The sequence below is a fragment of the Brucella sp. NBRC 14130 genome (assembly GCF_040371715.1).
In the GTDB taxonomy this organism is placed as follows: Bacteria; Pseudomonadota; Alphaproteobacteria; order Rhizobiales; family Rhizobiaceae; genus Brucella; species Brucella intermedia.
On the sequence record NZ_BAABTE010000002.1, the window covers coordinates 438,997 to 453,370 of the forward strand.

A 14,374-nucleotide genomic window follows, 5' to 3' on the forward strand; every position below is an offset into this window, starting at 1 on the left:
CTGAGGGAAACACTCCGCATGCCCTCGTCCTTCGAGGCTTCGCTTCGCACCTCAGGATGAGGGGGGGAGCACGGAGACAAGAAAAAAGCCCCATGTTTATGAAAACATGGGGCTTTTTTACATTCTGAAGATCGCTGGCTACGCCTTGGTCTTGATCGTGTTGACCACATTGCCCCATGGGTCCACGAAGGTGCTGTCATTACCGCCGCGCGTATCTTCCAGTTCCACCCATGCGAGGCCGGTGCGATCCTCGTCGCGCTTGCCAGCACCGGCGCTCTGCCAGGCATTGGCCGCGATATGGTGATGGTAGCGCCCGGTGGACATGAACACTGCCCGGTCACCATAGGTTTGGACGGTTTCGAGGCCGAGTTCATTGTGCCAGAAAGTTTCGGCTTCATGGGCATTACCAACGCGCAGGTGAACATGGCCGACGACCGTGTTCTGCGGCGCAAAGGTCCATTCTCCGCCTTCCTGCTTGATGACATCGAGCAGATTGCCGACATCCAGCGGATCGGTGCTCATGGCCACACGATCACCATTCCACTGCCACTGGCTGTTGGGACGGTCCGAATAGATTTCGATGCCGTTGCCTTCGGGGTCGGTCAGATAGATCGCTTCGCTCACCTTATGGTCCGACGCCCCGCTGACCGGCAATTGCTTGTCGATGGCGCGGCGCGACCAGCGCGCCAGATCGCCACGGGTCGGCAGCAGGAATGCGGTGTGATAAAGACCGGCGCTGCGCGGATCGTCCGGACGGGCTGCTGAAAACTGCTCGATTTCCATCAGTTCGCGGTCGCCCGCGCCGAGAACGATCGACGCGCCACGGCGGGTCATCTCGCGCAAGCCCACGACATCACGGTAATATTCAGCCAGCGTTTCGGCGTCGCGGGCCTTGAGGCCGACGCGCGCCACTCGCATTGGCGTGGTCATTGCGAAAGGAAGTGGAGCGACAGGACGCCCGGTTTCGGCTGCCGCCGCTTTCAAATTCTGTGTCATATCGCTCTCCTTCGACGGCATTTCTGCGCGGACAGGAAGAATGTTGGCCATGACAGCAGTCCCGGCTGCGCCGAGCATCTTGCGTCTGCTGATTGCCATGTTGTTATCTCCGTCGCGTTTCAAATCTTGCCTAAACATCACCATTTGCGACATGTTTCACAAGATCGCGATCAGCGAACAGGCTGTTCATCATTCGCATGCCTTCCAGACCGGGCATACCGCAAGCACCGCTTGAAGAAGTGAGCAAGCCTCTCTAAATGGGAGGCCATGAAAGTCAAAGACGCAGATATCCTCATCATCCCCGGCTATACCAATTCCGGCCCCGACCACTGGCAGACCCGCTGGGAGAACAAACTCTCCACGGCGCGGCGTGTGCAGCAGGCGGAGTGGTCGAAACCTGTTCGCGAAGACTGGATCGGCGAAGTCGTCAAGGCTGCCAATGCGGCCACCCGGCCCATCGTTCTGGTCGCGCACTCGCTCGGCGTTGCAACAGCCGTTCATGCCGTGCCGCATATCCAGCACAAGGTCGCCGGAGCCTTTTTCGTGGCGCCTCCGGATGTTTCCAACGACAGGATCAGGCCCAAGCACCTGATGACGTTTGGCCCTTATCCGCGCGAGCGCCTGCCTTTCCCGACGATTACCGTCGTTAGCCGCAACGATCCGTTCTCCAGCTTCGAGGCTGCGGAGGACGTGGTGAAGGATTGGGGCGCCATGCTCATCGATGCAGGTGAAGCCGGACACATCAATTCGGAATCCGGGCATGGCCCCTGGCCGGAAGGCTCGATGGTGTTCGCCGAGTTCATGACGCAGCTACAGGCGCCCAAGCATCATTGATCTGAGAAGAAACGGAATGGTAGGGTCTGCTACCATTCCTCCCATCGTACTTCCAATCGCCCACCCAAGGCTCGCACTGCTCGGCTGATGGCCTTGAAGTTAGGATAGTCACAACGATAACCGCGTGTTTGGAAATATCGCCCGGTACCGGCTTCATCATCCAAATCCCGCATAATCCAGTTTATTTCGTAGCAGCGGCTCCTACACTGATCGAGTGAGAGGACTCCGGTGATTTTGTAAGGTTTTTTCTTGCGCCGGTAACTATAGTAACGGGCCGCGGCCTGAATTTTCCCCCACTCAACGCCGGGAAAGGCGCTGCATATTTCCTCCTTGGTCGCTTCTGGATAAAGTCTCCGCAGTTTTTGTTTCGCTGACCATCCCCAACACAACTTCTTGGGAACAAGCCCCAGTTTCTGGCAGCGTGCCTGTATTGCTTTTCTTGATCGGGTATCCAGAACTTGGCAAATCGCAAAATAATCGGGATAGAAAAACCGACATACCCGGTCTTCGTCATCAGTCCATAATCGATGCCCGCTGATCGTGAACCCGGAACGAAGTATCCTTGAGCGTATACGCTCCGCCGAATCTGCATTTCGCGATAGATATCTTAAGTCCATTGCACAAACCAACAGGCTATTTTTTCTTCACCTTCATTACGCGGAAGGAGTTGAAGGTGTTGGCTTTGTCGGTAAAAGCATCCGCGACAGATTTTGGGAGAGCGTTCAACTCCCTCAACTCGTAGGCGAGGATCGCAAAGTCAAGTTTCTTCCGTTCTATATCCTGGCTTTTAACTTCCAGAATTCGCGCTTCAATTTCCGCTTTCTGACGGAGAAGGTCATCAAGTTCAGACATGCACACCCCTCGAACGAGCGTTCGGCTAAGAGATATTTGTGATGAAATCGCGTGGGTAGTGAAAGTGAAGTAGTTCAACCAACTTATCGATCCGTCCAGCGGGCTGCCAGTTGCAATTGTTTGGGCCCAAACATTCCGGCGGGTCTACCATAAGCAAAAGAAAAGGCGGGTCACGAGCCCGCCTTTTCTTGTTCAATACCTTGCAACGGACTTAATCGCGGACCGCTTTCGTCAGCGTTTCGGCTGCCAGCCGGATGTAACCGCCATCATTGCTGAGCGTCAGGAAGCGGAAGCCAAGCGGAATGTAACGCCGCGCGAATTCCGCGGTCGGCGAATAGATGCCTGCAATCTTGCCAGCCGCAATTGCCTTGCGCGCAATGTTGCCGATCGGCTCCACAATCGCATCGGAATTCGGGTTGGCCTCGCGTCCGTTGCTCCATGCTATGGAGAAATCCGCAGGGCCGACGAAAACGCCGTCGATGCCGCGAACGTCGAGGATGGCATCGAGCGCATCATAGGCGTCCCGCGTCTCGATCATCGCGAAGGCGAGCGTGTCGTGATTTGCGGTCGTCAGATAATCGTTGGAACCCGGCGTGCCGTAATCCGCATTGGCCCTGAACACGCCCCATGAGCGCTCGCCCACCGGCGGATATTTCATGGCGGCTGCAAACCGGCGGGCATCCTCGACGGAATTGATCATCGGAGCGATGACCGCCTGCGCGCCGAAATCAAGCGCACGGCTTGCCATGTCGAAACGGCCGACGGGAACGCGCACGACGGGGGGCTTGCCGGCATTCAGGATAAGGCCCAGCGAGCGAAGCACGCTCGCCTCATCGTGGCCGCCATGTTGCATGTCGAGCGTTACGGCATCGAAAGCGCTATGGGCGAGAATTTCGACCGTCAGGGGTTCAGGAAGCGAGGACCATGCGGAGAGCACTGTTTCCCCGGCGCGAAGGCGCGAAGACAACGACATTCGAATTTCCTTCATTTCAAAGCATCGGGGCGGAAGTGCTGGTGGATTGAATTTTACGTTCGATACTCGTCCGCAATCAAACCACTAGCTGCCCTTGCGCCCCGAAACCTGCATCAATCCTGCTTTACCTGGCGGATTGCCTCTTCGAGGAAAGCAAACATCTTCTCGCGGATGACCTCGTCTGCAACGCTCACGCCCGCAGCATCGAGATCGGCGCGGATCTTGCGGAAAACATCCTCGTCGCCAGCTTCCTCGAAGTCGGCGGCAACGACTTCCTTGGCATAGGCTTCCGCCTCCGCATCCTTCTTGCCAAGCTGGTCTGCGGCCCAGAGTCCCAGAAGCTTGTTGCGGCGTGCCTCCGCCTTGAAGCGCAGTTCCGCATCAAGCGCGAATTTCTTTTCAAAAGCGTCGCGGCGATCATCCATGCCAGTGGTCATTCATAAAGCTCCCAGACTTACAAGTTAGAAGAGATCGTCATCCGTTCTCTTGCCTAAAGCTGGCAAGGGGCGCAAGATTATACAAGGGCTTAAAGACCACTTTCTTGCGACTCATACATAAACTTGCGTCAGAAACGCCGAAAACGGGGGAACGGGCACAAAGCAGGATTGTTAAAAGCCCACAATTGCTATAGGTAGCCCGCGAGAATAGCGGCTTAGAGCCGATCACCATAAATATGGAAATCCGAGAAAAGCCATGAACCGTCGCCGCCGTATTTACGAGGGCAAGGCCAAGATTCTTTATGAAGGCCCTGAACCCGGTACGCTTGTCCAATTCTTCAAAGATGATGCAACTGCCTTCAATGCAAAGAAGCATGAAGTCATCGACGGGAAAGGCGTGCTGAACAACCGCATTTCCGAGCATATTTTCACCCAGCTCAACCGCATCGGCATTCCGACGCACTTCATCCGCCGCCTCAACATGCGTGAGCAGCTGATCAAGGAAGTGGAAATCATTCCGCTTGAAGTGGTCGTGCGCAACGTTGCAGCCGGTTCGCTCGCCAAGCGCCTTGGCCTGGAAGAAGGCACCATCCTGCCGCGCTCGATCATCGAGTTCTACTACAAGGCCGATGCGCTCGACGATCCGATGGTCACCGAAGAGCATATCACGGCTTTCGGCTGGGCAAGCCCGCAGGAAATCGACGACATCATGGCGCTTGCCATCCGCGTCAACGACTTCCTCACCGGCCTGTTCCTCGGCATCGGCATCCAGCTTGTCGATTTCAAGATGGAATGCGGACGCCTGTGGGAAGGCGACATGATGCGCATCGTCGTCGCCGACGAAATTTCGCCGGACTCTGCGCGTCTTTGGGACATCACCACCAATGACAAGCTCGACAAGGACCGTTTCCGTCGCGATATGGGCGGTCTGGTCGAGGCCTATCAGGAAGTTGCGCGCCGTCTCGGCATCATGAACGAGAACGACACGCCGCGCCCGTCCGGCCCCACGCTTGTGAAGTAATCATCCGCCCAGCCCGGAAGGGCCTGGTCCCGAAAAGTGGAAGCCGGTTTTCGGGATCGAGCCAGACAAGTCTTCCGGGCTGTTTCATTCGTTCTAAAATTGCAGGAACTACAGAGTGATCAAGGCACGCGTCACCGTTACACTGAAAAACGGCGTTCTCGACCCGCAGGGCAAGGCAATCGTCGGCGCGCTCGGCAGCCTCGGTTTCGACGGCGTCAATTCGGCCCGTCAGGGCAAGGTGTTCGATCTGGAACTGGAAGGCTCGGACAAGGCCAAGGCCGAAGCAGACCTGAAAGCCATGTGCGAGAAGCTGCTCGCCAACACCGTGATTGAAGATTATTCCATCGCCATCGCCTGAGCCCAACAAGGAAGCAGTCGCCATGAAATCCGCAGTCATTCTCCTTCCCGGTCTCAATCGCGATCGCGACATGATCGCGGCGCTGACCAAGATCACCGGACAGGCTCCGGTGACCGTCTGGCAGACTGACACCAGCATCCCCGACGATGTGGACCTGATCCTCATCCCCGGCGGCTTCTCCTATGGCGACTATCTGCGTTGCGGCGCCATTGCCGCCCGCATGCCGGTCATGCAGGCCGTGCGCGAGAAGGCCGAAAAGGGCGTGATGGTCATGGGCGTGTGCAACGGCTTCCAGATCCTCGTTGAAGCCGGACTTCTGCCGGGCGCGCTGATGCGCAATGCCTCGCTGAAATTCGTCTGCCGCGAAGTGAAGCTCGAAGTGACCAACGCCAACACGTCGTTCACGCGCGGCTACCAGCCGGGCCAGATCATCCGCTGCCCGGTCGCGCATCATGACGGCAATTATTTCGCCGATGCCGAAACGCTGAAGCGCATCGAAGGCGAAGGCCAGGTCGTGTTCCGCTATGCCGAAGGCACCAATCCGAACGGATCGGTCAACGACATTGCAGGCATCGTCAATGCACGCGGCAATGTGCTCGGCATGATGCCGCACCCGGAAAACCTGATCGAAGCAGCCCATGGCGGCGACGATGGCCGGGCGCTTTTTGCAGGCGCACTCGGCGTCGCGGCCTAAGCTGGCAGACAGATAAACGGAAAAGGCGGCTCCAAGCGAGCCGCCTTTTTTGTTGCGCTTGCCTCGCCTCAAAACTGCACTGGCAAAGCGCCGGTTTTCGTGGCAGCTTGGCTCCGGGAGGACTTTGACAAGAGACAAACCGTCGGGGTCTCCTCATTTTTGTCCGTGCATTTTTCCCGGCACAAATCGTCCATATTTTTGCTGGAAATGCCTCACAGATTTTAGCGATAAAGAATCAGGGGAATTCATTCATGCAGCTTTATTCCAGGCCTCTCTCCCCCTACTCATCTTTCGTGCGCGGCGTCCTCTACCTGAAGGACCTGCCTTTCAAGCCGATGAACCTGCCCTATCCGTTTCCCGCCGATTTCGGCAATGTCACGCCGCTCCGCCGCATACCGGTGCTGATCACCAGTTCGGGAGAAACGCTGTTTGAAGCCGCGGTCATCGCGGAATATCTGGAAGATCATTTTCCTGAAACACCCGTATTGCCCGGCACGCCGCGCGAGCGCGCGCTCATCCGCCTGCTGGCGCGCGTGACGGAACTCGACGTGCTCGGACCGACGATGAAGCTCTTCATCCTGTCGAGCAAACCCGAGCGTGACGATGCAAGCATCGAGCGCCTGTTCGACAAGATGCATACCGGCCTCAAAGTGGTCGAAAGCCGCCTCTCGGACAAAGCTTTCGCCGCCGGAGACGAACCTACGCTTGCGGATTGCTGGCTGCTGCCCGTGCGTTTTCTGATGGAACCGTTGAAGAAGCTATCCGGCAAAGCGGATTTGCTGGACGCGTTCCCGAAATTCGATGCATATGCGGCCAAGGCAAAACAGCACCCGGTCTTTGAACGCATCTGGAACGAGATGAACGACGGACTGAAGTCCTTCATGCCGCAACTCGCCTGATTCTGCCGATCTACCTCACCCCCAGCGTGCTTTTCAAAGGCACGCCCTTTCGGAGCCCCTCCTTGAAGACCAAGACTTTCGCTCTTCTGGCCCTCCCGGCCATTGCATTGCTTGCAGCCTGCACCTCCAGCAAGCCGACGCGCCCCCTCGCCGTCGATGCCAGCAAGGCTGCATTACCAACCATGGAGCGCATTGCGCTGGCGGCGAATAGCTGCTGGTTCAAATCCAAGGACAAGGATTTCCGCGGATACTCGCTTGCACCGGAACTGAATTCCTTTACCGGACGTCCGCGCATTCTGGTGGTGCCGGCCCGCAACCCGGCGTCTCGCCCGCTGCTCGTCGTGCAGGCGCAGGGAAATCCGGCTCGCGTCGAAACTTTCGGCCCCATGATGGGTGAAAGCCATGGCGGACGTATCGCCGCCGACGTCAACCGCTGGGCTTCGGGCCAGAGCGGCTGCCAGTAACAACCAGATGTGTCGCGGAAACGCCGGAACCGGCTTTCCGCGACACATTTCAACGCAAGTGAAAACGCACCTTCCGCGCTTCGCGTTCGGCTTCACCGCGCCGCAGTCCAATGTCGCGCAACTGGGCGTCTGTCAGTTCGCCCAAAGCAATCCGGGTGCGCCGCAGCATCATTCGATAAGACAGCCAATTCAAAACCTGCCGTAGATATCCCCCTCGCGGTTGCGAGGCCGTTGCCAGATGCGCCTGCAATCCTTTCGGCAAATCCGCCGCCGTATCAGCCACGGGAACAGGAAGAATTGTATCTATTGTCTCGGTCTGCGGCCTGAAGTAAAACATTGTCTCGGTCCATTCCTCATAAGCAGAGCCGGTTGGGAGCCCAGTGCTGCTACGGCATCGACCTGAAAATCGAAGTCGACTTCCAGCGGAACGATGCCCGGATTCAACTGGTCGGAGCGCTCTTCAACCACGCGAACGGGCACACGATGCTCCAAGCAGTTCGTTTGATCGCCGCCTATTTACAATTCACCGGCAGCGATGAATTGACTCTATAATTGACTTGGCAATAGGTACAATTTATAAGTTGTCACCATGACAAATTGGATTCCAGACCTTTCCGGCAAGTCCGGCCCGTTTTACCTGCAACTTGCCGATGCCATCGAAGAGGCAATCGGAAATGGTGGACTGCCCGCGGGCGCAAAGCTTCCGCCGCAGCGCAATCTCGCGTTCGATCTCAAGGTAACAATCGGCACAATCGGCCGCGCCTATGCCCTGGCCCACGAGCGCGGCCTTGTCACAGGCGAAGTCGGTCGGGGAACCTATGTGCTCGGTGAAGAACCTGCCGACAATGCGCTGACCGCTTCAGGCATTGCCGGAACCAAACCCGCCGATGTCCCGTCCGGTAAAATCCGCTTCGACACGACGGCGGCGCCGGATGTTGGCCAGCACGAAGTTCTGGCCCGGATAAATGCCGACATTCATCGGGATTTTCCGCAGGATATAGCGAGCTATTCACGCTATTTCCCGCAGCACTGGCTGGAAGCCGGGCAAAGATGGCTTTCGCGGACCGACTGGCGGCCAGACCTCGACAGTATCGTCGTCACCAACGGCGCGCAGGCTGCGAGCATTGCCATCATCACGGCCTTCACCAATCCCGGCGACCGCATCCTGTTTGAAAACCTGACTTACGCGCAGATCAGCCGTTCCGTTCGCCTTCTCGGGCGGCGCACCATTCAGGCCGGTCTGGATGAATATGGTCTCATTCCGGAAGAATTCGAACGCGCCTGCCGTCAGCAGCACCCGACCCTCGCCTTCCTGATGCCGACGCTGCATAATCCCACATTGTCGGTCATGCCGGAAGAACGGCGCCGCGCCATTGCCGACATTGCACGGCGTTACAATGTCTGGCTCATCGAAGACGATATCTACGGCGTCATGTGCGACAGCCAGATTCCACCCTTGGCGAGTTTTGCGCCGGAACGCACATTCGTCGTTTCCGGCCTGTCGAAAGCCGTAGCGGCAGGGATACGCAGCGGCTGGGTCGCCTGCCCTGCCCATTGCGCGCAGCGCGTGAAGGTGACGCACAAGATGGTCACGGGCGGCGCAGCCTTCCTGCTCGCCGAAACCGGCGCGCAGCTTGTACTTTCCGGCGAGGCAGACGCCATTCACCGCAAATGCCGCGAGGAAACAGTCATTCGCGAAGAAATGGCCCGCAGAATCTTCGACGGGTTCGACTTCGTATCGAAACCATCCGTTCCGTTCCTGTGGATGGGTCTGCCCGAGCCCTGGCTTTCGGGAACGTTCAAGGCGGCGGCCTATGAAAGCGGAATCCTGATCGACGACGAGGACGAGTTCAAGGCCGGACGCGTCGACCAGATTTATCACAGGGTCCGCGTCGCCTTCTCCTCCCCCTCCGATCGCAATGTCGTTGAAAACTGTTTCCTGACGCTCCGTCGCCTGCTCGAAAACGAACAGGCCGGATATGAAGGGAGTGTCTGAAGCGCCCGGCCTCTCTTTATCGTTACTGATGTACGATTGAGGCCGGGAAAGCGGCATTTTCCTGTCGCACTTCATGGAAACTTAGGTTAAAGAGGCGCCTTGAAACCTTAGGTATCCAGCCTTCGGCAGAAGGTTTTCGGGTACCGCAGCCTGCGACGGGGTTCCCCATTTCCATGACTATTTCCAATACGCGAGACATCACGCCTGAATTGATCGAAGCGCATGGTCTTAAGCCGGACGAGTATCAGCGCATTCTCGGTCTGATCGGACGCGAGCCCACCTTCACAGAGCTGGGGATTTTCTCGGCCATGTGGAACGAGCATTGCTCCTACAAGTCGTCCAAGAAATGGCTGCGCACCCTGCCAACCAGTGGACCGCGCGTCATTCAGGGGCCGGGCGAAAATGCGGGCGTCGTGGATATTGGCGATGGCGATTGCATCGTCTTCAAGATGGAAAGCCACAATCACCCCTCCTATATCGAACCCTATCAGGGTGCGGCGACCGGTGTCGGCGGCATCCTGCGCGATGTCTTCACCATGGGTGCGCGTCCCGTTGCGGCGATGAATGCGCTGCGCTTCGGCGAACCGGATCATCCAAAGACCCGTCACCTCGTTTCGGGCGTCGTTTCCGGCGTCGGCGGCTATGGCAATTCCTTCGGCGTGCCGACCGTCGGCGGCGAAGTGAATTTCGACAAGCGCTATAACGGCAATATCCTCGTCAATGCTTTCGCGGCGGGTCTCGCCAGAACCGATGGCATTTTCTATTCCAAGGCGGAAGGCGTCGGCCTGCCGGTCGTTTATCTCGGCGCGAAGACGGGCCGCGACGGCGTCGGCGGCGCGACGATGGCATCGGCTGAATTCGACGAGTCGATCGAAGAAAAGCGCCCGACCGTTCAGGTTGGCGATCCCTTCACCGAAAAATGTCTGCTTGAAGCCTGCCTTGAACTGATGGCTTCCGGCGCAGTGATCGCGATCCAGGACATGGGCGCGGCGGGCCTCACCTGCTCCGCCGTCGAAATGGGCGCCAAGGGCGACCTCGGCATCGAACTCATCCTCGATCATGTTCCTGTCCGTGAAGAGAACATGACGGCCTATGAAATGATGCTTTCGGAAAGCCAGGAGCGCATGCTCATGGTTCTGAAGCCGGAAAAGGAAGCTGAAGCGCAGGCCATTTTCCGCAAATGGGGCCTCGATTTCGCCATCGTCGGCAAGACGACCGACGATCTGCGTTTCCGCGTCATCCATCAGGGGGAGGAAGTCGCCAACCTGCCGATCAAGGATCTTGGCGACGAAGCGCCGGAATATGATCGTCCGTGGATGGAACCCGGCAAGCACGCGCCGCTTCCTGCCAGCAATGTGCCGCAGGTGGAAGATTATTCCGCGGCCCTTCTCAAGCTTATCGGCTCGCCCGACCTGTCGTCGCGTCGCTGGGTCTACGAACAGTACGACACGCTCATTCAGGGCAACTCGCTGCAGGTTCCGGGCGGTGACGCGGGTGTGATCCGCGTGGAAGGCCACGACGCCAAGGCTCTCGCCTTCTCTTCCGACGTGACGCCGCGTTATTGCGAAGCCGATCCGTTTGAAGGCGGCAAGCAGGCGGTTGCCGAATGCTGGCGCAACATCACCGCGACCGGTGCCGAGCCGCTGGCATCGACCGACAATCTGAACTTCGGCAATCCGGAAAAGCCGGAAATCATGGGCCAGCTCGTCAAGGCCATCGAAGGCATCGGCGAAGCCTGCCGCGCGCTGGATTTCCCGATCGTTTCCGGCAATGTCTCGCTCTACAACGAGACCAACGGTCAGGCCATTCTGCCGACGCCGACCATTGCCGGTGTGGGGCTCATCCCGGATTGGTCGCAAATGGCGAAGATCGGCGGCATGCAGGATGGCGACACGCTGGTGCTGCTTGGCGGCGACGGCACCCATCTCGGCCAGTCGGTTTATCTGCGCGATCTGTTCGACCGCGCCGATGGTCCTGCCCCGACGGTCGATCTTGCGCTTGAAAAGCGCAATGGCGAATTTGTCCGCTCAGCCATCCGCAACGGTCAGGTCACGGCCTGTCACGACCTTTCCGATGGCGGCCTGGCGATTGCCGTTGCGGAAATGGCAATCAAGTCCGGCAAGGGCGCCGTGATCGATGCCGGAGACGGCCTGCCTCATGCCGCACTTTTCGGTGAAGATCAGGCGCGTTATGTCGTCGCGGCCACGGCTGAAATGGCAAAGCTCATCGCCCTCAATGCCGAAGGCGCTGGGGTTCCGTTCCGCGTGCTCGGCACTGTCGGCGGCGACCGCCTGAAGATCGGCGATCTGGTCGATGTCAGCGTTGTCGATCTGACCGATGCTTTTGAAGGCTGGTTCCCGGCCTTCATGAGCGGCGAGCCTGCAACCGATAACTGACCTCGGTCCGCATCGTCGATACCTTTTGCCGCCCGGATGGAAACCCTGTCCGGGCGGTTTGCTTGTCTTTGATTTAAGCGTTAGACAGATGGTTGTTGACGTTCCACGATGGTGCGTTACGATTCGACCGAACGATAAGAAAAGGCCGGAAACGGCAGGAGATTTTGCATGGCTATGGACGCACATGAGATCGAAAAACTGATACGCGAGGGGATTCCCGACGCAAAGGTGACGATCCGCGACCTTGCCGGAGACGGAGACCATTATGCCGCCGAGGTCGTCGCGGAGAGTTTCCGCGGCAAGTCCCGCGTGCAGCAGCACCAGATGGTCTATGACGCGCTGAAGGGCAATATGGGCGGCGTGCTGCATGCACTCGCCTTGCAGACAAGCGTACCGGAATAACGGACGGCCGTTTCGGGGGGAGCAAGCCCTGCTGCGGCAAGATGCAGCTCCCCCGGAGACGGAATTCTCGCGCATTTGACTTGCTTTCGCCCGAACCGGGTGGTTACCAGCATTCAAAGCGACTATATTCGGGAAGACCTCCCAGTTTACGCCGGAATTTGCCTCGGCGTATTTGTTTAGCGCATGATCCTGTCCGGAAAGTCAGGCAACTTTTCGGGGTTATGCTTGGAAAGGACCGCAAATGACCGGCATCAACGATTTCATCAACAATGAAGTGAAGACCAACGACGTCGTGCTTTTCATGAAGGGCACGCCGGGTTTCCCGCAGTGCGGTTTCTCCGGTCAGGTCGTCCAGATCCTCGACTATCTCGGTGTTGAGTACAAGGGCGTCAACGTTCTGTCCTCGGACGAACTGCGTCAGGGCATCAAGGAATATTCGAGCTGGCCAACCATCCCTCAGCTTTATGTGAAGGGCGAATTCGTCGGCGGCTGCGATATCGTGCGTGAAATGTTCCAATCGAACGAATTGCAGGCACTTTTTACCGATAAAGGTATTGCCACCAAGGCGGCTTGAGGATTAATTGCCGGTTATACGGCTTCAGCCTCACCTTTTCCGAAGGCGCCGTTCCACGGCGCCTTTTGCATTTTGCTAGATGTTCAACGACGGATTTCCGTCTGTCTGCTTCTGCTTTCTAAATTTTGTCTTTCGTATCGTGTCCCCCGACGCGATGCGCTACTTTGCCAGGGAATGCCAGTCATGCCGCTCGACATCAAGAACGGTTCGCCGGACCAGAAAACCTCCATGCGCGGACGCGGCGAATTCATCGCGCTCATCGCAGCCATCATGGCCATCAATGCGCTGGCGGTCGACATCATGCTGCCCGGCCTGCCGCAGATTGGCGCAAGCCTTGGCGTGCAGTCGGAAAACCACGTCCAGTTCGTCATTACCGCCTATCTGCTCGGCTTCGGCGTTTCGCAGCTGTTCTACGGACCGTTGAGCGACCGCTTCGGCCGCAGGCTGCCGCTGTTCGGCGGGCTTGTCATCTACATTCTCGCCGCGTTGACGTCGGCTGTCGTCACCGACTTCACGACGCTGATCGTCCTGCGCGTCCTTCAGGGCCTTGGCGCAGCCGGTACGCGCGTGATCGCGGTCTCGGTGGTCCGCGACAAGTTCGCCGGCCGCCAGATGGCGGAAGTCATGTCGCTCGTCATGATGGTTTTCATGATCCTGCCCGTCGTCGCGCCTGCAACAGGCCAGCTCATCATGCTGCTCGGCGAATGGCACCTGATCTTCCTGTCGATGGCGCTGATGGCGCTTATCGTCGGCATGTGGGCCTTCTTTCGCCTGCCTGAGACCCTTCCCGCATCCAACCGGCGTCCGCTGACGGTCAGGAGCGTCATCGGCGGCTTCGGGATCGTTCTGTCGAACCGCGTCGCCCTGTTCTATATGCTCGGCACCTCGTTCATTCTCGGCGCGCTGTTCGGCTATATCAACTCGGCCCAGCAGATTTTCGTCGGCATTTATGAGCTTGGCGCGCTGTTTCCGCTGGCTTTCGCAGCCGTTGCCATGACGCTGGCACTTGCCTCGTTCATGAATTCGCGCCTTGTCGGCCGCTTCGGCATGCGCCGCATTTCGCAGTCGATGCTGCTGGTCTTCACCGGTTTCAGCCTGTTGTGGATGGTCCTTTCGGTCACGATGGAAGGACCTGTGCCCTTCCCGCTCCTGATGGCGATCTACATGACCATCATGTTCTCGTTCAGCCTCGTGACCGCCAACTTCAACGCGCTGGCGATGGAGCCGCTCGGCGAAGTCGCAGGCACGGCCTCCTCCGTTCTGGGCTTTGCGCAAACGGTGATCGGTGCGGCGTTGGGCGCGGTTATCGGTCAGGCCTTCGACGGCACCACGACGCCGGTTGCAACCGGCTATTGCGTGCTCGGATTTGTGGCGCTCGGCTGCGTTCTGATCGCTGAACGCGGGCGATTGTTCAGGGTACAAAACCCGCCCGCCGAACACGTGATCTGACCGACTTCACTATACAAAACAATAAAGGC

The 14,374-nt window shown here is 58.2% G+C and carries 17 protein-coding genes; 12 read left to right on the plus strand and 5 right to left on the minus strand.

Going from position 1 to position 14,374, the window contains the following annotated elements:
* Nucleotides 1–138 precede the first annotated feature (138 nt).
* Complete coding sequence (locus ABWW28_RS05715) at nt 139–1,095, minus strand: VOC family protein (protein WP_021585031.1); 957 nt, start codon at nt 1,093–1,095, stop codon at nt 139–141.
* A gap of 168 nt (nt 1,096–1,263) precedes the next feature.
* On the opposite strand from ABWW28_RS05715, the gene ABWW28_RS05720 reads away from it, so the two are divergent.
* Nucleotides 1,264–1,830: an alpha/beta hydrolase gene (locus ABWW28_RS05720; protein WP_006466630.1), complete on the plus strand. Its 567-nt coding sequence runs from the start codon at nt 1,264–1,266 to the stop codon at nt 1,828–1,830.
* Between the two features lie 633 nt (nt 1,831–2,463).
* On the opposite strand, the gene ABWW28_RS05725 is transcribed toward ABWW28_RS05720, so the two are convergent.
* From ABWW28_RS05725 to ABWW28_RS05735, 3 genes are all read right to left on the minus strand, one after another.
* Nucleotides 2,464–2,682 (minus strand): hypothetical protein, encoded by a 219-nt coding sequence (locus ABWW28_RS05725; protein WP_006471782.1) that lies wholly within the window; start codon nt 2,680–2,682, stop codon nt 2,464–2,466.
* Nucleotides 2,683–2,893: 211 nt separating this feature from the next.
* The gene (locus ABWW28_RS05730) at nt 2,894–3,661 is read right to left on the minus strand and encodes an HpcH/HpaI aldolase family protein (RefSeq protein WP_025091402.1); all 768 of its coding nucleotides are present in this window, start codon (nt 3,659–3,661) and stop codon (nt 2,894–2,896) included.
* 107 nt (nt 3,662–3,768) lie between these two features.
* Complete coding sequence (locus tag ABWW28_RS05735) at nt 3,769–4,092, minus strand: DUF1476 domain-containing protein (protein WP_006466628.1); 324 nt, start codon at nt 4,090–4,092, stop codon at nt 3,769–3,771.
* Nucleotides 4,093–4,348: 256 nt separating this feature from the next.
* Here ABWW28_RS05735 and purC point away from each other — a divergent pair, with 256 nt between their 5' ends.
* The 5 genes from purC to ABWW28_RS05760 all read left to right on the plus strand — a co-directional run bounded on the left by purC (nt 4,349) and on the right by ABWW28_RS05760 (nt 7,528).
* On the plus strand, nt 4,349–5,113 hold the full coding sequence (gene purC / locus ABWW28_RS05740; protein WP_004688254.1) for a phosphoribosylaminoimidazolesuccinocarboxamide synthase: 765 nt from the start codon (nt 4,349–4,351) through the stop codon (nt 5,111–5,113).
* Nucleotides 5,114–5,228: 115 nt separating this feature from the next.
* Entirely contained in the window at nt 5,229–5,471 is a 243-nt protein-coding gene (gene purS, locus ABWW28_RS05745; RefSeq protein ID WP_006466627.1) for a phosphoribosylformylglycinamidine synthase subunit PurS, read from the plus strand.
* A 22-nt stretch (nt 5,472–5,493) separates the two neighbouring features.
* Nucleotides 5,494–6,165 carry a phosphoribosylformylglycinamidine synthase subunit PurQ gene (gene purQ / locus ABWW28_RS05750; protein WP_022568500.1) on the plus strand — a complete coding sequence of 224 codons (672 nt, stop codon included), beginning with the start codon at nt 5,494–5,496 and terminating at the stop codon, nt 6,163–6,165.
* A 251-nt stretch (nt 6,166–6,416) separates the two neighbouring features.
* Nucleotides 6,417–7,064: a glutathione S-transferase family protein gene (locus tag ABWW28_RS05755; protein WP_241084367.1), complete on the plus strand. Its 648-nt coding sequence runs from the start codon at nt 6,417–6,419 to the stop codon at nt 7,062–7,064.
* A gap of 62 nt (nt 7,065–7,126) precedes the next feature.
* Entirely contained in the window at nt 7,127–7,528 is a 402-nt protein-coding gene (locus ABWW28_RS05760) for a hypothetical protein (protein ID WP_006471786.1), read from the plus strand.
* Between the two features lie 49 nt (nt 7,529–7,577).
* On the opposite strand, the gene ABWW28_RS05765 is transcribed toward ABWW28_RS05760, so the two are convergent.
* Nucleotides 7,578–7,865 (minus strand): DUF1127 domain-containing protein, encoded by a 288-nt coding sequence (locus tag ABWW28_RS05765; protein ID WP_006471787.1) that lies wholly within the window; start codon nt 7,863–7,865, stop codon nt 7,578–7,580.
* Between ABWW28_RS05765 and ABWW28_RS05770 the strand changes: the two genes are divergently transcribed.
* The 6 genes from ABWW28_RS05770 (at nt 7,865) to ABWW28_RS05795 (ending at nt 14,345) form a co-directional block, all read left to right on the plus strand.
* Entirely contained in the window at nt 7,865–8,080 is a 216-nt protein-coding gene (locus ABWW28_RS05770) for a hypothetical protein (protein ID WP_075041668.1), read from the plus strand. The genes ABWW28_RS05765 and ABWW28_RS05770 overlap by 1 nt on opposite strands.
* A 37-nt stretch (nt 8,081–8,117) precedes the next feature.
* Nucleotides 8,118–9,524 (plus strand): aminotransferase-like domain-containing protein, encoded by a 1,407-nt coding sequence (locus tag ABWW28_RS05775; RefSeq protein ID WP_075041667.1) that lies wholly within the window; start codon nt 8,118–8,120, stop codon nt 9,522–9,524.
* Between the two features lie 173 nt (nt 9,525–9,697).
* A complete protein-coding gene (gene purL, locus ABWW28_RS05780) occupies nt 9,698–11,920 on the plus strand; it encodes a phosphoribosylformylglycinamidine synthase subunit PurL (protein ID WP_075041666.1) in 2,223 nt (740 codons plus the stop codon).
* Nucleotides 11,921–12,088: 168 nt separating this feature from the next.
* Complete coding sequence (locus tag ABWW28_RS05785) at nt 12,089–12,322, plus strand: BolA/IbaG family iron-sulfur metabolism protein (protein WP_006466620.1); 234 nt, start codon at nt 12,089–12,091, stop codon at nt 12,320–12,322.
* Nucleotides 12,323–12,563: 241 nt separating this feature from the next.
* Nucleotides 12,564–12,896 carry a Grx4 family monothiol glutaredoxin gene (grxD, locus tag ABWW28_RS05790; RefSeq protein ID WP_006466619.1) on the plus strand — a complete coding sequence of 111 codons (333 nt, stop codon included), beginning with the start codon at nt 12,564–12,566 and terminating at the stop codon, nt 12,894–12,896.
* 183 nt (nt 12,897–13,079) lie between these two features.
* The gene (locus ABWW28_RS05795) at nt 13,080–14,345 is read left to right on the plus strand and encodes a multidrug effflux MFS transporter (protein WP_075041665.1); all 1,266 of its coding nucleotides are present in this window, start codon (nt 13,080–13,082) and stop codon (nt 14,343–14,345) included.
* Nucleotides 14,346–14,374 lie beyond the last annotated feature (29 nt).